The organism is Sinorhizobium chiapasense (assembly GCF_045277575.1).
Taxonomy (GTDB): domain Bacteria; phylum Pseudomonadota; class Alphaproteobacteria; order Rhizobiales; family Rhizobiaceae; genus Ensifer; species Ensifer chiapasense_A.
In genome coordinates, this window is sequence record NZ_CP144205.1 from 163,808 (window position 1) to 186,091 (window position 22,284).

At 63.4% G+C, this 22,284-nt stretch carries 19 protein-coding genes, 1 tRNA gene and 1 riboswitch; of the genes, 9 read left to right on the top strand and 11 right to left on the bottom strand.

Going from position 1 to position 22,284, the window contains the following annotated elements:
- Positions 1–83: 83 nt before the first annotated feature.
- Positions 84–476, bottom strand: a complete 393-nt coding sequence (gene apaG / locus QM996_RS00755) for a Co2+/Mg2+ efflux facilitator ApaG/CorD (protein WP_065773477.1) — start codon at positions 474–476, stop codon at positions 84–86.
- 223 nt (positions 477–699) lie between these two features.
- Positions 700–1,884, bottom strand: coding sequence for an O-succinylhomoserine sulfhydrylase (locus tag QM996_RS00760; RefSeq protein ID WP_500268875.1), 1,185 nt, complete (start codon positions 1,882–1,884; stop codon positions 700–702).
- A gap of 44 nt (positions 1,885–1,928) precedes the next feature.
- Positions 1,929–2,007, bottom strand: a riboswitch (SAM riboswitch).
- A gap of 74 nt (positions 2,008–2,081) precedes the next feature.
- On the opposite strand from QM996_RS00760, the gene QM996_RS00765 reads away from it, so the two are divergent.
- From QM996_RS00765 to QM996_RS00775, 3 genes are all read left to right on the top strand, one after another.
- The gene (locus QM996_RS00765) at positions 2,082–3,179 is read left to right on the top strand and encodes a 2'-deoxycytidine 5'-triphosphate deaminase (RefSeq protein ID WP_173515501.1); all 1,098 of its coding nucleotides are present in this window, start codon (positions 2,082–2,084) and stop codon (positions 3,177–3,179) included.
- 82 nt (positions 3,180–3,261) lie between these two features.
- Positions 3,262–3,336 (top strand) — tRNA-Gly (locus QM996_RS00770).
- 141 nt (positions 3,337–3,477) lie between these two features.
- Complete coding sequence (locus QM996_RS00775) at positions 3,478–4,311, top strand: type 2 periplasmic-binding domain-containing protein (protein ID WP_500268876.1); 834 nt, start codon at positions 3,478–3,480, stop codon at positions 4,309–4,311.
- Positions 4,312–4,351: 40 nt separating this feature from the next.
- Here the strand turns inward: QM996_RS00775 and QM996_RS00780 are convergent, their stop codons facing one another.
- From QM996_RS00780 to QM996_RS00790, 3 genes are all read right to left on the bottom strand, one after another.
- Complete coding sequence (locus tag QM996_RS00780) at positions 4,352–4,762, bottom strand: tellurite resistance TerB family protein (RefSeq protein ID WP_500268877.1); 411 nt, start codon at positions 4,760–4,762, stop codon at positions 4,352–4,354.
- A 142-nt stretch (positions 4,763–4,904) separates the two neighbouring features.
- Positions 4,905–5,759 carry a thermonuclease family protein gene (locus tag QM996_RS00785; protein WP_500268878.1) on the bottom strand — a complete coding sequence of 285 codons (855 nt, stop codon included), beginning with the start codon at positions 5,757–5,759 and terminating at the stop codon, positions 4,905–4,907.
- A 13-nt stretch (positions 5,760–5,772) separates the two neighbouring features.
- Positions 5,773–6,426: a S24 family peptidase gene (locus QM996_RS00790; protein ID WP_500268879.1), complete on the bottom strand. Its 654-nt coding sequence runs from the start codon at positions 6,424–6,426 to the stop codon at positions 5,773–5,775.
- Between the two features lie 185 nt (positions 6,427–6,611).
- Between QM996_RS00790 and QM996_RS00795 the strand changes: the two genes are divergently transcribed.
- Positions 6,612–6,959, top strand: coding sequence for a hypothetical protein (locus tag QM996_RS00795; protein ID WP_500268880.1), 348 nt, complete (start codon positions 6,612–6,614; stop codon positions 6,957–6,959).
- Here the strand turns inward: QM996_RS00795 and QM996_RS00800 are convergent.
- Positions 6,911–7,420 carry a winged helix-turn-helix transcriptional regulator gene (locus tag QM996_RS00800; protein ID WP_500268881.1) on the bottom strand — a complete coding sequence of 170 codons (510 nt, stop codon included), beginning with the start codon at positions 7,418–7,420 and terminating at the stop codon, positions 6,911–6,913. The genes QM996_RS00795 and QM996_RS00800 overlap by 49 nt on opposite strands.
- Before the next feature lie 134 nt (positions 7,421–7,554).
- Between QM996_RS00800 and QM996_RS00805 the strand changes: the two genes are divergently transcribed.
- Positions 7,555–8,067 carry an SRPBCC family protein gene (locus QM996_RS00805; RefSeq protein ID WP_500268882.1) on the top strand — a complete coding sequence of 171 codons (513 nt, stop codon included), beginning with the start codon at positions 7,555–7,557 and terminating at the stop codon, positions 8,065–8,067.
- Between the two features lie 26 nt (positions 8,068–8,093).
- On the opposite strand, the gene QM996_RS00810 is transcribed toward QM996_RS00805, so the two are convergent.
- A complete protein-coding gene (locus QM996_RS00810) occupies positions 8,094–8,675 on the bottom strand; it encodes a LysE family translocator (protein WP_500268883.1) in 582 nt (193 codons plus the stop codon).
- Positions 8,676–8,892: 217 nt separating this feature from the next.
- Here QM996_RS00810 and QM996_RS00815 point away from each other — a divergent pair, with 217 nt between their 5' ends.
- Positions 8,893–9,777: a DMT family transporter gene (locus QM996_RS00815; RefSeq protein ID WP_500268884.1), complete on the top strand. Its 885-nt coding sequence runs from the start codon at positions 8,893–8,895 to the stop codon at positions 9,775–9,777.
- 190 nt (positions 9,778–9,967) lie between these two features.
- Here the strand turns inward: QM996_RS00815 and QM996_RS00820 are convergent, their stop codons facing one another.
- The 4 genes from QM996_RS00820 to QM996_RS00835 form a co-directional block, all read right to left on the bottom strand.
- Positions 9,968–12,184, bottom strand: coding sequence for a fatty acid beta-oxidation multifunctional protein (locus QM996_RS00820; protein ID WP_500268885.1), 2,217 nt, complete (start codon positions 12,182–12,184; stop codon positions 9,968–9,970).
- 11 nt (positions 12,185–12,195) lie between these two features.
- The gene (locus tag QM996_RS00825; RefSeq protein WP_500268886.1) at positions 12,196–12,609 is read right to left on the bottom strand and encodes a YbaY family lipoprotein; all 414 of its coding nucleotides are present in this window, start codon (positions 12,607–12,609) and stop codon (positions 12,196–12,198) included.
- Positions 12,610–12,611: 2 nt separating this feature from the next.
- Positions 12,612–13,820, bottom strand: a complete 1,209-nt coding sequence (locus QM996_RS00830; protein WP_500268887.1) for an acetyl-CoA acetyltransferase — start codon at positions 13,818–13,820, stop codon at positions 12,612–12,614.
- Between the two features lie 71 nt (positions 13,821–13,891).
- Positions 13,892–15,688, bottom strand: coding sequence for an acyl-CoA dehydrogenase family protein (locus tag QM996_RS00835; RefSeq protein ID WP_500268888.1), 1,797 nt, complete (start codon positions 15,686–15,688; stop codon positions 13,892–13,894).
- 528 nt (positions 15,689–16,216) lie between these two features.
- On the opposite strand from QM996_RS00835, the gene QM996_RS00840 reads away from it, so the two are divergent.
- The 3 genes from QM996_RS00840 (at position 16,217) to QM996_RS00850 (ending at position 22,122) form a co-directional block, all read left to right on the top strand.
- Positions 16,217–20,056 (top strand): peptidoglycan-binding protein, encoded by a 3,840-nt coding sequence (locus QM996_RS00840; protein WP_500268889.1) that lies wholly within the window; start codon positions 16,217–16,219, stop codon positions 20,054–20,056.
- 339 nt (positions 20,057–20,395) lie between these two features.
- Positions 20,396–21,322, top strand: a complete 927-nt coding sequence (locus QM996_RS00845; protein ID WP_500268890.1) for a sulfite exporter TauE/SafE family protein — start codon at positions 20,396–20,398, stop codon at positions 21,320–21,322.
- Complete coding sequence (locus QM996_RS00850; protein ID WP_500268891.1) at positions 21,322–22,122, top strand: TIGR02186 family protein; 801 nt, start codon at positions 21,322–21,324, stop codon at positions 22,120–22,122. Before QM996_RS00845 ends, QM996_RS00850 begins: the two co-directional genes overlap by 1 nt.
- Positions 22,123–22,284: the final 162 nt, after the last annotated feature.

Below are 22,284 nucleotides of genomic sequence, written 5' to 3' on the forward strand. Positions count from 1 at the left end.
CAGATTCGCTGCTTGCGCTTTAAGCCCTTGATATTTCGCATGTCGTTATCGCAAAACCGCTGCACAGTTTTGCGCGACATGCTTTAGTTCAGGGTGCGCACGAGCCCGGGTGAATCGAGCGAGAAGGCGGGGATGGCCACGTTGAAGGTCTCTCCGCCTTCCGATTCCATGCTGTAGTGGCCGAACATCACGCCCGATGGCGTATCCAGCGGGCAGCCGGACGAATATTCGTAGGTATCGCCGGGATTGAGCAGCGGCTGCTCGCCGATCACACCGGGGCCGCTGACCTCGTCGACCTGCCCGTTCTCGTCCGTGATATGCCAGTAGCGGGTCATCAGCCGCACGGCTGCGTCGGAATGGTTGGAAATGACGATGCGATAGCCCCAGACATAGCGGCCGTCATCAGGATCCGACTGCTCTTCGAGATAGTACGGCTCCACCGTAACTTCTATGTCGCGGGTCAAAGCGCGATACATGGGCAACACCTTGCTTCAGGTCTTTCAGGGTATTCTACAGCAAGATGGTTTCGTCAAGAATAACGGCAAGATTGTGCATACCCATTCTGGGGCAATGGTTTGCGGCATCATGATCGGGTGTTTGAGCCCTCTCGTTCCCGCTGCTGCCGCGGCCTAACACGGAGGGCTGCCGCGAGGGATCGACGGCCGCCGCTTGCTGCGGCGGCCGTATGTTTCGGTGGCGTCAGGCCTTGACGGCCCTAAGTGCGCGGGCGAAATCCTCGACAACGTCCTCGCTGTCTTCGATGCCGGCGGAGAAGCGCACGGTGCCGGCGGAAATGCCGAGTTCTTCGCGGGCCTCGTCGGTGAGGTTCTTGTGCGTCGTCGTTGCCGGATGGGTGATCAGGCTCTTGCTGTCGCCGAGGTTGTTGGAGATGCGAACGATCTCGAGCGCATTCTGCAGCGCGAAGGCTGCGTCCTTGCCGCCCTTCAGTTCAAAGGCGACGAGGGTGGAGCCGCCGGTCATCTGCTTGGCAATGATGTCGGCCTGCGGGTGATCCTTGCGGCCGGGATAGATGATCTTGGCCACCTGCGGCTGCTCCGCCAGGAAGTCGGCGACGCGGCGTGCGGTTTCCGTCTGCTGGCGCACGCGCAGCGGCAGGGTCTCGATGCCCTTCAGCAGCGTCCATGCATTGAACGGCGACATGGCCGGGCCGGTGTGGCGGAAGTAGTCGTGCAGGTTCTCGTTGATCCATTCCTTGTCGGAAAGCACGACGCCGCCAAGGCAACGACCCTGGCCGTCGATGTGCTTCGTTGCGGAGTAGACGACGATATGGGCGCCGAGTTCCAGCGGTTTCTGGAAGAGCGGGGTCGCGAACACGTTGTCGACGACGACCTTCGCGCCAATCTGGTTGGCGAGCCTGGCGACACCGGCGATGTCGATGACTTCCAACGTCGGGTTGGTCGGGCTTTCGAGGAAGAAGACCTTGGTGTTCTTCTGGATCGCCTTTTCCCAGTTTGCGAGATCGCGGCCGTCGACCAGCGTGCATTCGATGCCGTATTTCGGCGCCAGCGTCTCGACGACCCAGCGGCAGGAGCCGAAGAGCGCGCGGGCGGCAACGATGTGGTCCCCGGCCTTCAACTGGCAGAGGATCGCCGCGGAAACGGCAGCCATGCCCGAGGCCGTGGCGCGCGCGTCTTCGGCGCCTTCCAGCATGCACATGCGCTTTTCGAACATGTCGTTGGTCGGGCTGCCATAGCGGGCATAGATGAAGCCCTCGGTCTCGCCCTTGAAGCGGGCTTCGGCCGCTTCCGACGTTTCGTAGACGAAGCCCTGGGTCAGGAAGATCGCTTCGGAGGTTTCGCCGTGCTGCGAGCGGGTGGTTCCGCCGTGGACCAGTTGCGTTGCCGGGCGCCAGTTTTTGCTCATGTGACGATCACTTTCAAAAACAAAAAAACCGGCCGCGTGAAGGGCCGGTTTGACACCCGGCCTTTTTAGCTACTTGTTTAACGTGGCTGCAAGCCGACCGGCCAAATCACCACGGGATAAAGCTCCAATACTGCTTGGGTGCGCTTGCGTCAATTCCCGGAGTTTGGTTTTGTCTCGCAACTGGAAAGAGGACTGCAATGGGCCGCGACACTGGGATTTTGGCCGACCGCGCGATCGCCGCGCTGTTCGAAACGGGACGCCTGAAGAGCGAGAGGCCGCTGGATGCCGATCAGATCCAACCGGCAAGCCTCGACCTGCGCCTTGGCGCCAAGGCATTCCGCGTCCGCGCGAGCTTCATGCCCGGCCCGTCGCACCTCGTCGCCGACAAGCTTGACCGGCTGAAGCTGCACGTGGTCGATTTGACCGACGGCGCAGTGCTGGAAACCGGCTGCGTTTACATCGTGCCGCTGATGGAGAGTCTGGCACTACCTGCGGGCATGTCGGCCTCGGCCAATCCGAAAAGCTCGACCGGCCGTCTCGACATCTTCACCCGCGTCATCACCGATCGCGCCCAGGAATTCGACAAGATCCCGGCCGGCTACAGCGGTCCGCTCTATCTCGAAATCAGCCCGCGCACCTTCCCGATCGTCGTGCGCCGCGGTTCGCGCCTGTCGCAGATCCGCTTCCGCATGGGCCAGTCGCTGCTGTCGGAGCAGGAGTTGCTGGCGCTGCACGAGAGCGACGTTCTCGTGGCGAGCGAGCGCCCGAATGTCAGCGGTGGCGGGATTGCGCTCTCGATCGATCTCAAGGGCACCGGCCCGGATGGCCTGATCGGCTACCGCGGCAAGCACCACACGGCGGTCATTGACGTCGACAAGAAGGCGCAGCACGCGATCTTCGATTTCTGGGAGCCGCTCTACAGCCGCGGCCGCGACGAGCTAATCCTCGATCCGGACGAGTTCTACATCCTCGTCTCGCGCGAAGCGGTGCATGTGCCGCCGCTTTATGCGGCCGAGATGACGCCGTTCGATCCGCTGGTGGGTGAATTCCGCGTGCACTACGCCGGCTTTTTCGATCCGGGCTTCGGCCATGCGTCGGCCGGCGGCAGCGGCAGCCGCGCCGTTCTGGAAGTCCGCAGCCACGAGGTGCCGTTCATTCTCGAGCATGGGCAGATCGTCGGCCGGCTGATCTATGAACACATGTTGGAACGGCCCGACGGCCTCTACGGCCTCGGCGTCGGCTCCAACTACCAGGCGCAGGGCCTGAAGCTTTCGAAGCATTTCCGCGCCGAGTAGGGGATTTGGCACGGGACCCTCATGCGATACCGCGCAAGGGTCCTTGACAGATCGTCCCGGTTCGGGAAATTTCGCAAGTCTCGCGGGTGTAGTTCAGTGGTAGAACGCCAGCTTCCCAAGCTTGATGTCGTCGGTTCGATCCCGATCACCCGCTCCAATTCTCGCTGATCGTGGTGTTACCTCATACTTCTAGAGGCTATGGCCAGTTGCGATCGCGACGGATAACTTGGTCCGCGATGAATCATCAAGCGGTTCTAAGGGCCGCCCCTGCCACATGAGACGTGCCGGCCCGCTGCCCATGAGATTTCTTTCCCTGATTGCCCTTTGCGCGTCCTTGATCGCAACGCCGCTCGCGGCACAGCCCAAGGACCTGCCCATTCTGTTCGATGCGCGCGAACGTATCGCCAAGCCCGATCTTACGGGCCTTGCCCGCTTGCGCTTCCTGACGACCGTGGACTTTCCGCCGTTCAACTTCATCGACCAGTCCGGCAAGCTCTCCGGTTTTCACGTCGATCTCGTGCGCGAGATCTGCCGCGAACTCGATATCGAAGCCAAATGCCAGATCCAGGCCGTGACCTATGCGGAACTTCTGCCGGCGCTGGAAGAGGGGCAGGGCGAAGCTGTTGCCGCCGGCATCGCCGTCGGCCCGGAACTGCGCCAGCGCTTCGGTTTCTCGCGTGCCTTCATGCGGCTTCCGGCGCGCTTCGCCATCAATTCCAAGGCGGCCGGCGCCGTGGCGGGTCCGCAGGACCTCAGGAAAAAATCCGTTGGTGTCGTGGCGGGCACGACGCATGAGGCCATGTTCAAGGCGTTCTTCCCGAAGATCGAGGCCAAGGTCTTCCCGGATCGCGACGCCATGCTGACCGCGCTGCAGAAGGGTGAGGTGCCGGCGGTCTTTTCCGACGGCTTGCAGCTTTCCTTCTGGGTCTCAGGCGCGACTGCCGGCGACTGCTGCGCGCTCGTCGATGGCGCCTATTTCTCGCAGCGCTTTCTCGGCGAAGGCCTGACGATCATGAACCGAAAATCCGAACCGGCCCTGACCCAGGCTATCGACCACGCGCTGCTGTCGCTGTCGCGTAGCGGCCGGCTCGAGGAAATCTACCTGCGCTACTTCCCGAACGGCATCTACTGAGTGCCAGGGGGCTTGGCGTGACCGCCAGCGATTGAAGGCACTACCGGCGGAAGCGGGCAAGCGCCCCGCGCTCGATTGCCGCGCATGTGAGCTTGTCGAGACCCAGGCGATCGCGCAGCAATTGCAGCAGCCGGATCTCTTCGTTGCGAATGCGCTGGTCCGCTGCGGCGATCTCGACGGCAAGTGCATAGGCGGTCTCGTGGAATTTTTCCGGAAGCGCCTCACGCACGATCTCCAGGACGATGTCCAGGCCTTCGGGTGCTGCGAGCTGGGCGGAGCATTCGTGGCCGATATGGACGAGCTGGTCCTCGTCGAATCCGTCGAATACGGGCAGGAACTGCACGAGCCGGCCGATGCGGGCGAATTCGTCGTCGCTCATCTCGCGATCGACCGCCGACATCATCACCATGACATAGACGAGGGCTTCGTGGTGACTGAGGCTTGGCAGCATGGGGCTTTCCGACGGTAGAACAATTCCAGGAAAAGCGTGAAGCGGTTTTCCATCCGGAATTGCGGAGTTTCAAAGAGTCGGATCATCACAATGAAAAGCGAGACGATCCGGACGGTTGAGAGCTGGGAATTGCCGCGGCCGTTTACAAGTCCGGTTGCGGCTCCTCCATCTCGGTGCCGAGGGTTGGATCATCTGATGTCATCGGCGTTTGGCTGAGGTCGCGCGGATCTTCGCCAAAGAAACCGAGTTTTGCCTGGCGTGCGGCGTCGGCTCGTTTCTCGAGCGGAGAGCCGGGTACAGGCGTTGCCCAGCCATTGTCGACCAGCCAGGCCGCGAGATCCTGCCCGCCGAGCGAGCAGGAAGCGGTGGCCGATGGGCCGGCGCGTCCCTCAGGCATGTCGCAGCTCACCGCACGGGCGCGCAGAAAGTTCCGGAACGCCGTCCGTGCGACGATGCCGCAGGGCCAGCTCTTCCCCCCGGTTTCGCAGGTTCTCTCCGCCTGCTCGGGCTCGATGCCATCGATCTGCACCGTCAGCTTGTCGAACTGGATCACGCCGGCGGCGATCGCCACGGGGCGATAGAGGATGGTCGGCCCGGCGGCGGCCTTCGCTTGCTTCTCCGGTTCCGCTAAGGGCGCGCGCGGCTCCGCCCGTTCCAGCGGTGCGCTGGTGACCGTGTCGGGCAGGCCGAACTGCTGCGGCTCGATGGCGCGCGCGGTTTTTTCCGTCGTCGGCGTCTGCGGTTGCCCGCCGGTCGCAGTGCCGTCTGGCACGGAAGCGCCGCCAGAGGACGTACCGGGATCGAGTGGCACGTCTTCGCCCTTTTCGGCCTGGTCCGGGACCGGCTCGATTTCCGTCATGTCGGGCGTTTCGAGAACGAGGTCGGGCGTGGCGGCGCTCTCGCGGTCGCGGATGGCGGCTGCGCCCGCATAGAGGATGCCGGTGAAAAGCGCGATCGCGGCGATGCCGCCGGCAAGGGTGTATAAATGCTGCCGCATCAGGAAGAACGTCCTATTGGCTGGCCCAGATGATCCGGGCGATCCATTCGATCTGGCTGATCTCGAAGCTCCGGTTCGGGTGCTCCGGGTTGAGGGAAAGGAGCTCGATCGCGCGCGGCGTCTGGCGCGTCAGGACCTTCGCCATGACCTCGCCTTCGCGCGTCTTGACCACCACGCGGTCACCGCGCCGCACCTGCGCGCCCGGATCGACGATCAGGGTATCGCCGTCGCGGTAGAGCGGCAGCATGCTGTCGCCCTGGACTTCGAGTGCGTAGATGCCGATCCGGCGTTCGGCGACCGTCGGGAAATCGATCACGTCCCAACCCTGGCCGGCCGGGAAACCGCCGTCGTCGAAGAAGCCGCCCGCGCCCGCCTGGGCAAAGCCGATCAGCGGGATCGCCGCACTCGCAGTCGCCGGGGCGGGGGCCTGCGTGCCATCCGGGCTCAACAGGCTGGTGAACTGGACCATCGTCGCGCCCGTCGCCTCGAGCACCTTGGCGATCGATTCCGTCGAAGGCCAGCGTTCCCGCCCGTCGGCGGAGTGGCGCTTGGACTTGTTGAAGGAGGTGGGGTCGAGCCCGGCGCGGCGGGCAAGACCCGAAGGCGAGAGCTGATTGCGCTCGGCCAATGCATCGATGGCGTGCCAGATCGTGCCGTGAGACAACATGCGAAGGATCCGGGCCGGACGGGGCGGCCGCTTGCTGGTTTGTTCTGCACCACACTACCGAAACCCCGGGGTCCGGTAAAGAATCCGAAGGAAAATAGTCCTTTCTCCGTCATTTGCTTTGGGGGCGACGGGCCCTATAGTTTGCTCGACGGACGGGACAGGCTTTCATCGGAGGGAACGCTTTGTTGGCGCGCATGAGACCCGAGCGTCTGTTGTTCGTTGCCCTGGCCGCCGCGATCGTCGGGATGGCGCTGGAGCATCAGCTTCTTGAGATGGGGCGCCTGGCAACGCTGATCGGTGCCGCCGGTCTCGTGATCGCGATCGTGCTGGCGTCGCTGCGCGTTTCGCACCATGCCGAAGTGCTGGCGTCCAAGGTCGGCGATCCCTATGGCACGATGATCCTGACGCTGTCGGCGATCTTGATGAACCTTCGTCATGCTCTCGGCGATCGGGCTTTGACCGGTGAAGGTTGCCTTCGCATCGGTCACGCCGTGGCCTTTTCTCGCGCCTTCCTTGCCACCACCTCTTCATAGGCGGCCTGCAGCGTGGCGCGCACCCGCGGCGGGCCATCAAGCGGCGCACCGAGATGGTCGTGCCGAAGCTCGTCCATGAAGCGATCCCAAAGCTCGGGGCCGCCAGTCTCCATCAGTTCGGCGCGGATGCTGAGCTCTTCGCTGACCGGCAGGTAGCGCCGTCCCCAGGCGCCGAGCTGGGCCATGATCGGCACCAGCGCGATCGTCATCTCCGTCAGGCTGTAAATGGCTTTCTGCTTGTGGCTGGGGTCGTCGGCCTTGGTCAGCATGCCCTGCTCGACCAGCATCTTCAGCCGGTCCGCAAGGATGTTCGACGAGATGCCCTCCTGGGATCGCAGCAATTCCCGGAAGTGCCGCTTACCGCCGAAAATCATGTCACGAATGATCAGCAGGCTCCATTTGTCGCCGAACACTTCGAGCGAAAGATTGATCGGGCAACCCGAGCGAATGTCGTCCTTCATTGGCACCTCTTCAAAACCGCTTGCATTATCGCATCAGTGGAGTTATCGTGCAACTGCTTTCATTTTTATATCAGTTTTAATATGAAATCAGTTAGGCAAGGCCACCGGTTACCGGCTCAGAGGAGACGAGGAACATGACCGACCGATCCGTTGAACATTCGAACTTTACCATCGAGCGCAGCTTCAAGGCGACGCCGGAACAGGTGTTCAGGGCGTTCTCCGAGCCGGCTGCAAAGGAACGTTGGTTCGTCACTGCTGACGGCTGGCCAGTGGCCGAATTCAGCCACGACTTCCGTGTCGGCGGCCGCGAAAGCGGTCGCTTCAGCCAGGACGGCGAGACGATCTACTATGACGACACTGTTTATCTCGACATCGTCGAGAATCGCCGAATCATCTTCGCCTATACGATGACCCAGAACGACAGGAGAATTTCCGCCTCCATCGCCACGGTCGATATCCGGCCTGAGGGTCGTGGATCGCGCCTTGTCTTTACCGAGCAGGCCGCCTTCCTTGATGGGCTCGACAAGCTCGAATACCGACGTGAGGGCTGGGAACGGTTGATCGACGCGCTGGCCAAGGAAGTCGGCGAAACGGTTGCGGCGGCTCGACGGCTATCGGTTTTCGCAGGGAAACTGACGCATTCCTGAAGAGCGATCCGGTGTCCGTGAATGCTTCAATGCATGGCCGCGATCGCGCTGCCGGCAATTCCCATGGAAAAGAGCGTGAGGCAGACGGCGGCGATCCGGCGCGGCAGATGGGATGTCGACAGACCTTTCGACATCTGTACCAGCATGGCGCCGGCGCCGATCCAGCTCGCGCCGACCGCGACGACCAGCAGTGAGAAGCCCGCGATCCAGGGCCAGACGGCTGCCAGCCCGGTCTGCGGCAGCAGCACCAGGGCGACGATCAGCGCCTTCGGATTGAGCAGCGTCGTGATGAAGACCTGACGGATGGAGATGAAGACACCTTCGCTGCGCTCGGCATCGGTGGTCCAGAGCGCATAGGCGAGGTAGAGAACCCAGCAGGCGGCGACGAGCCTGAGCGCAAGGCCGAGCTGCGGATGGGCGGCGAGGAATGGCGCCAGAAGCGCTGTGGCCGGGATGATGACGGCGAGATAGCCGGCGAGTTCGCCGATCAGCAGCGGCAGCGAACGGCGGAGCCCGCCTGAGGCGCCGGAGAGCCAGAGCAGTGTGTTTGTCGGCCCCGGCGTTGCGAGCAGGATCAGGGCGGCAAGGGCGAAGGCGAGCGGCTGCATCTCGTTGGACCTGGTTTCGTGGCCGTTATCGCCGTCTTCTAGCAACCGCGCAAGCGCCCGGTCTTGATCTCCATCAAGCGCGCTCTCCAATCCTTCCAGGAAACCATCCCAAGAAATCGCCACAACCGCCCGCGAAACACCCCTTCCGCGTGTATCACGGTCGCGCTATCAGACCGTCGCCGCCGCTCTTTTTCCTGCCGGCGCGATCGAGGCTTCCATGAACAAGACCGTACTGTCAGGCATCGTCATGACGACGTTTTCCTATTTCCTGTTCTCTCTGCAGGATGCGTCGGTCAAATGGCTCGTTGTCGGCTATTCGGTCTGGCAGATCCTGTTTACCCGCAGCATCACCATTCTCGTGCTTTGCCTCGTCATCGGCCGCGGCAAGCTGGTGCGCAGCGCCGTCGCGTCCCCGGTGATCAAGCCGCTGTTCATACGCAATCTGCTGCTGCTCGCCGCCTGGCTCTCCTATTTCAACGCTGCGCGCGACCTCGGCCTCGCGGAGATGACGACGCTCTACTATGCCGCGCCGATCATCGTGACGCTGCTTGCCGTGCCGATCCTGAAGGAAGACGTGCCGCCGATCCGCTGGTTCGCCGTTTTCGTCGGCTTCGTCGGCGTGCTCATCGCCTGTGATCCGCTCGGCACCGGCATGAAGCTGTCGCTGCCGGTGTTCCTGGCGCTCAGCGCGGCGGTTTTCTGGGCGATCGGCACCGTCATGCTGCGCAAGACCGCGCTCCAGGAAACGACCTTGGTGCAGATGACCATCTCCAACGTCTTCTTCATCGCGATGACCGGGCTTGCCGTCGGCTTCTTCTGGACGCCGCCGGCGCTCTTCGACGTCGCCCTGATGGCGGGAACCGGCGTGATCGCCGGCATCGCCCAGTACGCGCTGTTCGAGGGCATGCGCCGGGCGCCGATCTCGGTGATCGCGCCCTTCGAATACACCTCGCTCGTCTGGGCCTTCGGCCTCGGCTTCCTGATCTGGGGTGACGTCCCGGCCGTCAACGTCTTTGCCGGCGCCGGCCTGATCTTCGCGGCCGGTCTGCTGATCATTGTCGGCGAACGCCTGGCGCATCGTCGCGCCGATGCTGTTGCCTAAGCCTGGACGGGCTTCCCGTGGACCGGACGGCCTCAGAGGTCATGTAGCGGCGCTCCACCGTTCCTCGTCGATGCGGAGACCTTCGCGCGGGCGGATGTAAGTAACGACGCATGTCAGGCGTCGCCGGAAAGCCGGGGCCCGAAATGAAAACAGGCCCCGCGAGGGGCCTGCTTCCTTCGACGAACTTGGCTTACGCCGCCTGCTTCTTCTCGCCATAGGGGTCGAAGCGGCCGTAGAAGGTCTCGCCGCGTTCGGCCATCTCCTTCAGGAGCGCCGTCGGCTTGAAATGGTCGCCATAGTCCTTGGCAAGCTTCTCGCACATCTTGACGAAGGCCTTTACGCCCATGCCGTCGATGTAGGAGAGCGTACCGCCGGTGTAGGGCGCGAAGCCGAAGCCGAGGATCGAGCCGACATCCGCTTCGCGCGGGTCGGTGACGATGCCCTCTTCCATGGTGCGGGCGGCTTCGAGCGCGATCGTCGCCAGGAAGCGCTGCTTCAGCACCTCGACATCGATCTTGTCGGCGTCCTTCTGCGGATAGAGCGTCTTCAGCTCCGGCCACAGGTACTTCTTGGCGGGCTTTGCCGGGTACTCGTAGAAGCCCTTGCCGTTCTTGCGGCCGCGACGGTCGAGCTCGTCGACCATCTTGTTGATCAGCGCCATGTGCTTGGGATCGACGGCCTTTTCGCCAAGGTCGGCGACGGTGGCCTTCAAGATCTTCTGGCTGAGGTCGATCGCCACCTCGTCGTTGAGCGACAGCGGACCAACCGGCATGCCGGCCATCTTGGCGGCATTCTCGATCATCGCCGACGGCACGCCTTCGATCAGCATGTCATAGGCTTCGTGGATGTAGCGGAAGACGCAACGGTTGACGTAGAAGCCGCGGGTGTCGTTGACGACGATCGGCGTCTTCTTGATCGCGGCGACATAGTCGAGTGCCGTGGCGAGCGCCTTGTCGCCGCTCTCCTTGCCGAGGATCACTTCCGTCAGCATCATCTTCTCGACCGGCGAGAAGAAGTGGATGCCGATGAACTGGCCGGGGCGCTTGGAGTTCTTGGCAAGGCCGGTGATCGGTAGCGTCGAGGTATTGGAGGCAAAGATCGCGTCTTCGGCGATCACCGCTTCCACCTTCTCGATCACGTCCTTCTTGACCTGGCGATCCTCGAACACCGCCTCGACGACGAGACCGGCGCTCTTGAGGTCGTTGTAGTCGGCCGACGGCGTGATGCGGGCAAGCAGCGCTTCGCCTTCTTCCTTGGTCAGGCGGCCCTTGCCGATCGAATCCTTGACCAGGCCTTCCGAGTGGGCCTTGCCCTTTTCGGCGGCTTCCATGTCGCGGTCGATCAGCGTCACGGGGATGCCGGCCGCGGCCGTCACATAGGCGATCGAGGCGCCCATGAAGCCGGCGCCGACCACGCCCACATGCTTGAACTCCGACTTCGGCACGCCGGCCGGCCGGCGAGCGCCCTTGCCGAGCTCCTGCATCGAGACGAACAGCGAGCGGATCATCGAGAAGGCTTCGGTCGTCTGAAGGATCTCGGTGAAGTAGCGCTGCTCGATCTTCAAGGCCGTATCGAACGGCACCTGCAGGCCTTCATAGACGCATTTCAGGATGGCAATGGCGCCCGGATAGTTGCCGTAGGTCTCGCGGCGCAAGATGCCGGAGGCGGCCGGCCAGAGCTGGGCCGAGGCCGGCGTCCAGATGCCGCCGCCGGGAACCTTGTAGCCCTTCTCGTCCCACGGCTGCACCGGCTTCAGGCCGTTCTTGATCATCGCCTTGGCGGCGTCGACCAGCTTGTCGGCGTCGACGACTTCGTGCACGAGACCGAGCGCCTTGGCACGCGCTGCCGTCAGCGACGAGCCCGTCGTCATCATCTGCAGGGCGTCCTGCGCGTTGGTGAGACGCGGCACGCGCTGGGTGCCGCCGGCGCCCGGGAAGATGCCGACCTTGACTTCTGGCAGTGCGATCTTCACCGATTTTGAATTGGAGGCGACGCGGCCGTGGCAGGCCAGCGAAAGCTCGAAGGCACCGCCCATGCAGGTGCCGTTGATCGCCGAGACCCAGGGCTTGCCCGAGGTTTCGAGCTTGCGGAAGAGCCCGGTCATGCGGCCGACCAGGTCGAAGAGCTTCTGGGCGGCGTTATCCGGATCCTTCTTCTTCTCCTCCTGCTGGAAGGTGAACATCGACTTGATCATCGACAGGTCGGCGCCGCCGGAGAAGCTCGATTTGCCGGAGGTAAAGACGACGCCCTTGACCGCTGCATCAGCGGTCGTCTCATCGACGATGGCGTCGAGCTCTTCCATTACCTCCTGGGTGAAGACGTTCATCGACTTCTCAGGCATGTCCCAGGTGACGAGCGCGATGCCGTCGGCGTCGGTCTCGATCTTGAAATTGGTGTATTGCGTCATGGTTCTCCCCCTCAGTAGAGAATGGGTTCGATCTGCAGCGAGACGTTCGATCTGCCGCTTAAACGTTGTTTGCTGGTGTTGGTGGCGATCAGCCGTCCGTCGCGCTCGACGCGGATGGTGAAGCCCGCATCGGCGGCCTTGTCGACCGCAGGCTTCGGCACCTGCAGCACGAAGGGCACGCGGGTAGCCTTGCCGTCGCTGACGACCGATGTCTCGGCAATCAGCTTGGCGGCGGCGTCCGCCACGCCCTGGTCCTCGAGCCTTATGGTGACGGCGCCGGCCGGAACCGGACCGCTGGCGACATTGGTGATCGCACCGGTGAGCGTGAAGCTGTCGCCGCCCTCTTCCTCGTCGGAGACGCAGCCGGCGGCTGCAAGCAGCCCCAGGCTTATCAGTCCGAGAAGCGTGCGGCGCATCACGTCCATCGTCAGACCCTTTCGATGACCGTGGCCGTACCCATGCCGGCGCCGATGCATAGTGTCACGAGCGCGGTGTTGAGATCGCGGCGTTCCAGTTCGTCGAGCACGGTGCCGAGGATCATCGCGCCGGTGGCGCCGAGCGGATGGCCCATGGCGATCGCGCCGCCGTTGACGTTGATCTTGTCGTGCGGGATGTCGAAGGCCTGCATGTAGCGCAGCACGACTGCGGCGAAGGCTTCGTTGAGCTCGAAGAGATCGATGTCGGACAGTTTCATGTCGGCGCGCTTCAGAAGCTTTTCGGTGACGTCGACCGGGCCGGTCAGCATCAACGCCGGGTCGGAGCCGATATTGGCGAAGGCGCGGATGCGGGCGCGAGGCTTCAGGCCCATGCTCTCGCCGCCGGCCTTGGAGCCGAGCAGCACGGCTGCGGCGCCGTCGACGATGCCGGAGGAGTTGCCGGCATGGTGCACGTAGTTGATCTTCTCGATTTCCGGATGCGCCTGGATGCCGACGGCTTCGAAGCCGCCCATCTCGCCTGGTAACTGGAACGACGGGTTGAGCGCGGCCAGCGCCTGCATGTCGGTGCCGGGACGCATATGTTCGTCACGGTCGAGGATCGTCAGGCCGTTCTGGTCCTTGACCGGAACGACGGACTTCTTGAAGTAGCCCTTCTCCCAGGAATGCGCCGCGCGCTTCTGGCTTTCCACCGCATAGGCATCGACGTCGTCACGGCTGAAGCCGTACTTCGTGGCGATCAGATCGGCGGAAACGCCCTGCGGCATGAAGAACGCCGGCAGGTTGACCGAGGGATCCATGAACCAGGAACCGCCGGACATGCCGAGGCCGACGCGCGACATGCTCTCGACGCCACCGGCAATCACGATGTCGTCGGCGCCCTGGGCGATCTTCGCCGCACCGAAGTTGATGGCGTCGAGGCCGGAGGCGCAGAAACGCGAGATTTGCATGCCCGGTGCGCGGGTGGAATAACCGGCTTCGAAGGCGGCAGCCTTCGGGATCACCGAACCGGCATCCATCACCGGATCGACGCAGCCCATGATGATGTCGTCGACGGTCGACGTATCGAGGTCGTTGCGGTCACGCACCGCTTCCAGCATCTTGGCGGCGAGGCGTACGGAGGGCACTTCGTGCAGCGATCCGTCCTTCTTGCCACGGCCGCGCGGCGTGCGCACGTGGTCGTAAACGAAGACTTTCGTCATGTCTCATCTCCCTTTCGGCAGCACCGGAAGGTGCCGCCAGTCAAACATTTTAGATCGAGTCCGCGGCGAGATTAGAAAGCGGCCGCGTCGAGCGCCATCAGCGTGTCGGCACCGGTTTCGATGCGGGCTTTGCGCAGCGCCGTTTCCGGCAGGATCCTTTCCATGAAGAAGGTCGCGGTGATCAGCTTGTTCTTCAGATAGTCTGCGCGCGCCGTTTCGCCAGAGGCAAGTTTTTCCTCGGCGGTCTTGGCGATCTTCGCCCACATGTAGCCAAGCACGACGAGGCCGAAGAGGTGCATGTAGTCGGTCGAGCCGGCGCCGGCATTGTCGGGCTTGGCCATGGCGTTCTGCATGAACCACATGGTGGCGGCCTGCAGGTCGTTGAGGCCCTTCTTCAGCGCCTTGGTATAGGCGGCGAGCTTCTCGTTGCTGCGGTTTTCCTCGCAGAAGTCGCCGATCTCCTTGAACAGCGCCATGACGGCACGGCCGCCGTTCAAGCCCAGCTTGCGGCCGACGAGGTCGAGCGCCTGGATGCCGTTGGCGCCTTCGTAGATCATGGCGATACGGGCATCACGGACATACTGGCTCATGCCGTGTTCTTCGATGTAGCCGTGGCCGCCGAACATCTGTTGCGCCATGACGGCGTGGTCGAAGCCCTTGTCGGTCAGCACCCCCTTCAGGATCGGCGTCATCAGGCCGAGGATGTCATCGGCCGTCTGGCGATCGGTTTCATTGTCGGAGCGGTGGGCGATGTCGGATTTCAGCGCGGTCCACAGCGTGAAGGCGCGACCGGCTTCGTTGAAGGCCTTGATCGTCATCAGCGTGCGGCGGACGTCCGGATGCACGATGATCGGGTCGGCCTTCTTGTCCGGCGCTTTCGGGCCGGAAAGCGAGCGACCCTGGATGCGGTCGCGGGCATAGTTGGCGGCGTTCTGGTAGGCGACTTCAGCGATCGAGAGGCCCTGCATGCCGACGCCGAGGCGGGCCTCGTTCATCATCACGAACATGGCGTTGAGGCCCTTGTTCTCGGCGCCGATCAGGTAGCCCTCGGCCTCGTCATAGTTCATGACGCAGGTGGCGTTGCCGTGGATGCCCATCTTGTGTTCGATCGCGCCGCAGGAAACGCCGTTGCGTTCGCCCGGCTCGCCGTCGGCATTCAGCTTGAACTTCGGCACGATGAACAGCGAGATGCCCTTCACGCCTTCCGGGGCGCCCTCGATGCGGGCAAGCACCAGGTGGATGATGTTGTCCGACATGTCGTGTTCGCCGGCGGAGATGAAGATCTTCTGGCCGGAAATCTTGTAGGCGCCGTTGCCGGCGGGCACTGCCTTGGTGCGCAGCAGGCCGAGGTCGGTGCCGCAATGCGGTTCGGTCAGGTTCATGGTGCCGGTCCAGGTGCCGGCCACCATCTTCGGCAGATAGGCCTGCTTCTGTTCGTCCGAACCGTGAACGAGGATCGCGGCGATCGCGCCCTGGGTGAGGCCCGGATACATGGTCAGTGCCATGTTGGCCGAGGACATGTATTCGCCGACGGCGGTGTGCAGCGTATAGGGCAGACCCTGGCCGCCGAATTCCTCTGGAACGGCAAGGCCGAGCCAGCCGCCTTCACGGTAGAGATCGAAGGCTTCCTTGAACCCTTTCGGCACGCTGACCGATGCGTCGTCGTGGCGCTTGCAGCCTTCCTGATCGCCGGAGAGATTGATCGGGAACAGAACCTCTTCGGCGAGCTTGGCGGCTTCGCCGACGATCGCTTCGATCATGTCGGGCGTCGCGTCGGCGAAGCCCGGAAGATTGTTGTAGCGTTCGATGCCGAGCACGTCGTTCAGGATGAAAAGGGTGTCGTCGACTGGAGCCTTGTAGATGGGCATTCTTTCCTCGCCTTTGGTGCTTCGGGCGTCTCGTCGTCGACGCCCGGTTGCAGGATGCCGGATGCGCCGCCCTCCTCTAGGGCGCCGTGCGTTCGGACGAACGTGGAAGGGACGGCCCTAGCACTTTGATTCTAGAGCATCTTTCCGCTTCCAGTGATGCCACGTGAAAGCCGGATGCTCTAGGCGGTCTCGCATCGTTGACAGGATGCTACAAAATTTTGACGTTTGCGTAAACGTCAAAAATTGCGGGCCGCGAAGTTTCGTTGCGGACACCAGGGGGAGCGGAGAGGGGCGCCGGAGACCCCGCGCTCGCCGCCGATCCTGCCAAATCGTTAAAAATCATGGGCAGGTTAACGGCTTGTTTACCACGTTTCATGAAAGGTGCGTGTTGAGATGGTCGAAGCTGCAACCAGTCCTGGCGTCGTGTCGTTGTAGCTTTGCCCACGTCGGAAGCGCCACAGGGGTGAAGAAAGCTGTTTTCTTCCGTGACGACTTTCGAGATGGCCGACGACAGGGGCGAAGAACACCATGAATGGATCGCGATCAAATCCTCAGCGCGCAGGCAGCCAGTCCTATGGCGAGCGGCCATCGCTCGACGCCTTGAACCGCACCATCGAGGGACTTGAGGCGCGGATCGAAGGCCTGATGAGCGGCGCTGCGCGCGACGTGGCGCCAAGGCCGCCTGAGCGCGAGCGCCTGCCGGCCCGCGAACCCGCCCGAGAACCGGCATCTCCGCGCGACGCCGTCGCCGAAATCATGCAGCGCCAGCGCAGCCTCAGCGCTTCGCGCGAGCGCCCCTCCCTTCGCGACCGGCTGCCGCAGCGCGAGCCGGAACGTTATACCCCCGAACGCCTCGTCTCTGAGCGCCCCGTCTCCGACCGCTTCGTCGACGAGCCGAGCCGACAACCGCTTCACAGCCAGCCGCAGCGTCCGTCGTCGGCCGTCAACGATATTGCCGAAGCGCTGGTCGGTCTGCGCCAGGATCTCAAGCGCGACATCACCGACGGGCTGACGCGCGAGATGAATTCGCTGCGATCCGAAATTCGCGGCATCAAGGCCCAGGCGCAGGATCACAGCTTCGCCGAAGACGTGCGCGGCGACATGCAGCGCCTCGCCGACAGCATCCAGCAGCTCGGCCGCCAGGCCTCCCCGGCCCAGGCCGATGCGCTGCGCGGCGACTTCGACGAACTGCGCGCCATGATCGACGGTCTGGCGCGTGAAGACAGCATGCGCCGCATGGAGAGCCGCTGGAACGGCGTCGAGGACCGGTTGATCGCCTTTGATCAGAACCGTGACGACGAACTGGTGGCGCTTGCTTATCGGCTGGACGAAATCAAGTCGCAGATCGGCTCGCTGAAGAACAGCTCCGCCGTCGATGCGCTGGAAGACAAGCTGATCGCCGTTGCCCAGGCGATCGAAATGCTGGGCCGCCAGATCCAGCCCGACGACCGCCGCCTCGTCTCGCAGTTTGCCGATCTCGACAGCCGGCTCGACGAAATCAGCCGCGCCATCGCTGCCAACAGCCGCACGACGACCGGTCTCGACGGCGGCTTCGTCAATCGGCTGGAGAGCCGACTCGGCGACCTTTCCCGCCAGATCGACAACCTGTCACGCCCCAACGATTCCGGGCTCGGCGCACGCCTGGAGGCTTTGACGGCCCGGGTCGAGGACCTCGCCAGCGAAAAGGCTGCCGCCCGGCTGGAGGAACGTCTCGACCAGCTTTCGCTGCTGATGGAGCGCAGCAACAGGAGCGCGCAGGCGGATCTCGGCGATTACCTGTCGGATATTTCCCGCAAGATCGAGGCCCTGGATCAGGGCAGCGTCAACGACGCGCTGGCCGAACGGCTCGACTATCTGGCACGCCGGATCGACGAACTTGACTCCCATGGCGGTCAACCGGCATCCGACCCGCGCTTCGATCGCCTGGAAGATCGGCTGGTCGGCATCGCGCAGCGTCTGGAAGAGACCCACGCTGCTCCGTTCGACGATCGCGCCGCCCTGCAGAACCTCGAAGCGCAGATCGCCAATCTGTCGACGCTGGTCAGCCAGCCGCGCGCCGACGTGGCTGCAAGCGCAATGCCCGCTGATTTTGAAAACCGCATGAGTGCGCTCGAGGATTACCTCTCGACCAGCGACGAATACATCGTCGAGGCCGCCCGCCAGGCGGCCGAAGCGGTAATGGAAGCCTATGCCAAGAACGGCTCTCCCCGAGGCGCCGGCGGAGATCTGGCTGCCATCTCGGCGCTTGCCGAGGATCTCCGCACGCTGGAAGACCTGAGCCGCTCCAGCGAAGAGCGCACGGCGCGCACCTTCGAGGCTCTGCACGAGACCCTCGTGCATATCGCCGACAAGCTGGAGCGCATCGAAAATCGCGAGCCGGCAATGCCCGCGCGGGCTGAAGCGCCTGTCCTGCGCGAACCCGCGCAGATGCCCAAGGCCGCACAGTCGGAATTCGACGATCCCTTCGGCGGCAACGATCTCGACGACCGTTACCAGGACCTGCAGCGCAATGTCCGCGCCTTGCAGGCCGAAGATCAGACTGTGGCCGCGCAGACCGGCGAGGCGGCAACGGCTTTTGCCGATGAACAACAGGTCTCGACCGTTGAAGTCGAAGACGTTCGCGAACCGGCCGCGGCAAGCCGTACCGGCCTGCTTGCCGGCCTCACCCGGCGTTTCTCCGGCAAACGCTCCGAGCAGGCACCGGAACAGGCCCGGCAGATCGTCGAGCCGACGCCGTCGATCGATCCCTCCGAAATGCTTGCGCCCGAGGAAGCCAATCAGCTCCTGGAGCCGGGTTCCGGCGTTCCCGACGTCAAGAAGATCCTGGAACGCGTGCGTGCCGGCCAGATGAGCAAGGCGGGCGTTCAGCCTGCCGATGGCGACAAGTCGGATTTCATCGCTGCCGCCCGTCGTGCCGCCCAGCTCGCGGTCGAGGAAGCCGACACCCTGAACAAGGTGGGGCAAGGCGGCAAGACCTCCGGCATCGGCGGCGCTTTCGCTCGCCACCGCCGGCCGATCCTGATGGCCGTCGGTGCGGTGCTGCTGGCGATCATGTCCTATCCGCTGGTCAGCAACATGCTGAAGAAGCACGAGACCGCACCGGTGGAGCCGGCGGCGATCATCGAGCAGCGGGCGGTGCCGGAATCGCGCGAGAACAAGATCGCAGACGACCTCTTGCCGCAGACGGCGGCCGTGGCCCCGGCTGCGACCCCCATCACGGCCTCCGAGACCCCTGTCGCAGCACCTCTCGATTCCGTCGAAGCACCAGCGAAGCTATCCGAAACGTCGATCTCGGTACCGGCAACGGCCGTGCCGACGACCACCATTGCGACGCCGGCCGAAGAAGAAGTACCGATGTTTGCGCCGGCCGCAGAAACGAAAACTGCTTCGCCGGCCTCCGAGTTCCAGCCGACGCCGGTCGGCAACGCACCCGCCGATGGCGCCGCTGTTGTCAGTTCGCCGGCCGATGGCGCGGCGGCGACCGCGCTGGCATCGGTCGCTGCACCGAGCGAGATCGTGCTGCCGGAGGGTTTCGGCCCGGCCGCTCTGGTGACGGCCGCCAAGGGTGGCGACCCGCTTGCCTTCTTCGAAATCGGCGCCCGCTTCAGCGAGGGCCGTAGTGTCCCTGAAAACATGGCGGAAGCCGCCAAATGGTATCAGCGCGCCGCAGACGCCGGCGTCGTTCCTGCGCAGTATCGTCTCGCGAGCATGTATGAAAAAGGCATGGGCGTAACGCGTGACGCCGCCAAGGCCAAGGCACTCTATCTTTCCGCCGCCGGCCAGGGCAACGCCAGCGCCATGCACAACCTTGCGGTGATGCTGGCGAGCGGCCGCAATGGTTCGCCTGACTTTGCCGAGGCAACGAAGTGGTTCGCAAAGGCTGCCGAACTCGGTATTCGCGATAGCCAGTTCAACCTCGCCGTCCTCTATGCGCGAGGCAACGGCGTGCCGCAGGATTTGACCGAATCCTACAAGTGGTTCTCGGCCGCCGCCCGCGAAGGCGATATGGATGCCGCCGCCAAGCGTGACGAAGTTGCCAAGGCGATGAAGCCTGAGCAGCTCGAAAGTGCCAAGGCAAAGGCCGATGCCTGGAAGGCGCAGCCGGTCGACGCCAAGGCGAACACGGTCGATGTGCCGGATGCCTGGGTCGGCCCTGCCAACAAGACTGCCAGCGTCGACATGACCAAGGCGGTCCGCAACATCCAGGCGATCCTGAACAACAACGGTTTCGATGCCGGCAAGCCGGACGGCCAGATGGGCAAGAAGACCGTGGCCGCCATCAAGGCCTTCCAGAAGTCGATCGGCCAGGAGCCGACGGGCGAAATCACCGAACAGCTGGTCAAGGAATTGCTGAAGCGCAATTCCTGAGCTTTGGGCTTGCGCCGTAATAAAGCCGCAGAACCGGGCGACACGGATTGCGGGTGGCGAAGCTGTCTGCCATGTGGCTGAAAAGGTTGAAATGTCAGGCCTGCTGCATAATTCCTTAATCGGAATCAGGCTAGGGAAGAATTGATGCAGCAATCAAGGTCCGACCGTGACCTTGGCACGTCCTGGTGGAAGCGCAACGCTGCAGGAGTGCATGACGGAGGCCGCCTCGCCCTCGGGAGAGGTGCCGGCCTTTCGAATAATCCCTCATTCGTGGTGAATTGCTTGCCACACTAACCGGTTTGCCCGCATTGCGGGCCATTGGCATATCGAGGACCCGGCGTGACGATCTATCTGCCCATCGCAGAGTTGTCGGTGAACATACTCATCATTCTCGGTATGGGCGCAGCCGTCGGCTTTCTATCCGGCATGTTCGGCGTCGGCGGCGGCTTCCTGATCACGCCGCTCCTGATCTTCTATAATATTCCGCCTGTCGTGGCGGTGGCGACCGGCGCCAACCAGGTGGTGGCCTCGTCGATCTCGGGCGCGATCACCCATTTCCGCCGCGGCACCATCGACATCAAGCTCGGCACGGTGCTCCTATGCGGCGGTCTTGCAGGCGCGACGGTCGGCGTCTGGCTGTTTTCGCTGCTGCGCCGCCTCGGCCAGCTCGATCTGGTGATCTCTCTGCTCTATGTCGTGCTGCTCGGTACCGTCGGCGGCCTGATGCTCTGGGAGAGCATCACCGCCATGCGCAAGGCCGCCAAGAACCAGGCGACGACCTTGCGCCGCCCCGGACAGCACAACTGGGTGCATGGCCTGCCGCTGAAGATGCGCTTCAAGAAGTCGAAGATCTATCTGAGCGTCATTCCCGTCGTCGGCCTCGGCTTCTGCATCGGTATCCTGACCTCGGTCATGGGTGTCGGCGGCGGCTTCATCATGGTGCCGGCGATGATCTATCTGCTGCGCATCCCGACCAACGTCGTGGTCGGCACCTCGCTGTTCCAGATCATCTTCGTCTCCGCCTATACGGTGATCGTCCAGGCATCGACCAACTATACCGTCGATATCGTGCTCGCCTTCGTCCTGATGATCGCCGGCGTCATCGGCGCGCAATATGGCGTGCGCGTCGGCCAGAAGCTGCGCGGCGAACAATTGCGTGCGCTGCTGGCGCTCCTCGTTCTTGCCGTCGGCATTCGTCTGGCGATCGAACTCGTCATCCCGCCGAAGGACATCTATTCGGTCGTATCAGCGGGGTTCGGTTTCTGATGATCCGCTTCGCTCGCACAGCCCTCGTTCTTTTCGCCTTGGCCCTGGCGGCGCCGGCCGATGCCGCGCTTCAGGATGAAAACGCCGACCTCACGGAAAAGCTGGAAATCGGCATCTCCAGCGACGAGATCGCCATCACCTCGGATTTTCGCGGCGCGGATCTGACGATCTTCGGCGCTGTCGACGGCTTCGACCAGGGGCTACTGGCCCAGGGCAGGTACAACATCATCGTGACCCTCGAAGGCCCGAAGGACAATGCGACGGTGCGCAAGAAGGAGCGCGTCTTCGGCATCTGGGTGAACACCAGCTCCATGACCTTCGAGCTGGTGCCGGAATCCTATTCGCTGTCTTCGACGCGCGATATCGAGACGATCGCGCCGCCCGGCGAGATGGGCAATATGGGCATCGGCGTCGATCACATGCGGCTGGTGCCGCTCGGCTTCGTCGGCGACGGCAGCAATCTCGGCGAGTTCCGCAACGCTTTCCGCCGCATCCGTGAGACGAGCGGCGTCTATGAACGCGATCCGGGCGGCGTGCAATTCATCAGTGCCAGCCTGTTCAAGGCTTCGGTACGCCTGCCGGCCAACGTCCCGAATGGTGTCCATGTGGTGCGTGCCTATCTCTTTCGCGATGGCGTCTTCGTTGCCGCCAAGGCGCTGCCCCTGCGTGTCGTCAAGACTGGCCTGGAACAGTTCATTACCCAGGCTGCGCATCAGCAGCCGCTTTTCTACGGCCTCGTTGCCGTGCTGCTCGCGGTCGTTACCGGCTGGGGTGCGAGCCTCATCTTCCGCAAGGAATAGTTTGGGGCAGGAGCTGGCCTTGCGTTTCCTTTTTCCCGGTGCGCGTTTAAAGAAGGGGCGGCAGGATGTTTCAGGGATAGAGTACCGGGACATCCCTAAGATGTTGATCTGAACGCGCCGCGCCGAAGGGCGCAGGGTTCGAGAAAGCGACGCTTGCACTTG

Bases quoted from the DNA above. Each gene is read 5' to 3' on its own strand.
- apaG (WP_065773477.1), bottom strand. From the start codon at position 476: ATGTATCGCGCTTTGACCCGCGACATAGAAGTTACGGTGGAGCCGTAC.
- QM996_RS00760 (WP_500268875.1), bottom strand. From the start codon at position 1,884: ATGAGCAAAAACTGGCGCCCGGCAACGCAACTGGTCCACGGCGGAACC.
- QM996_RS00765 (WP_173515501.1), top strand. From the start codon at position 2,082: ATGGGCCGCGACACTGGGATTTTGGCCGACCGCGCGATCGCCGCGCTG.
- QM996_RS00775 (WP_500268876.1), top strand. From the start codon at position 3,478: ATGAGATTTCTTTCCCTGATTGCCCTTTGCGCGTCCTTGATCGCAACG.
- QM996_RS00780 (WP_500268877.1), bottom strand. From the start codon at position 4,762: ATGCTGCCAAGCCTCAGTCACCACGAAGCCCTCGTCTATGTCATGGTG.
- QM996_RS00785 (WP_500268878.1), bottom strand. From the start codon at position 5,759: ATGCGGCAGCATTTATACACCCTTGCCGGCGGCATCGCCGCGATCGCG.
- QM996_RS00790 (WP_500268879.1), bottom strand. From the start codon at position 6,426: ATGTTGTCTCACGGCACGATCTGGCACGCCATCGATGCATTGGCCGAG.
- QM996_RS00800 (WP_500268881.1), bottom strand. From the start codon at position 7,420: ATGAAGGACGACATTCGCTCGGGTTGCCCGATCAATCTTTCGCTCGAA.
- QM996_RS00805 (WP_500268882.1), top strand. From the start codon at position 7,555: ATGACCGACCGATCCGTTGAACATTCGAACTTTACCATCGAGCGCAGC.
- QM996_RS00810 (WP_500268883.1), bottom strand. From the start codon at position 8,675: ATGCAGCCGCTCGCCTTCGCCCTTGCCGCCCTGATCCTGCTCGCAACG.
- QM996_RS00815 (WP_500268884.1), top strand. From the start codon at position 8,893: ATGAACAAGACCGTACTGTCAGGCATCGTCATGACGACGTTTTCCTAT.
- QM996_RS00820 (WP_500268885.1), bottom strand. From the start codon at position 12,184: ATGACGCAATACACCAATTTCAAGATCGAGACCGACGCCGACGGCATC.
- QM996_RS00825 (WP_500268886.1), bottom strand. From the start codon at position 12,609: ATGGACGTGATGCGCCGCACGCTTCTCGGACTGATAAGCCTGGGGCTG.
- QM996_RS00830 (WP_500268887.1), bottom strand. From the start codon at position 13,820: ATGACGAAAGTCTTCGTTTACGACCACGTGCGCACGCCGCGCGGCCGT.
- QM996_RS00835 (WP_500268888.1), bottom strand. From the start codon at position 15,688: ATGCCCATCTACAAGGCTCCAGTCGACGACACCCTTTTCATCCTGAAC.
- QM996_RS00840 (WP_500268889.1), top strand. From the start codon at position 16,217: ATGAATGGATCGCGATCAAATCCTCAGCGCGCAGGCAGCCAGTCCTAT.
- QM996_RS00850 (WP_500268891.1), top strand. From the start codon at position 21,322: ATGATCCGCTTCGCTCGCACAGCCCTCGTTCTTTTCGCCTTGGCCCTG.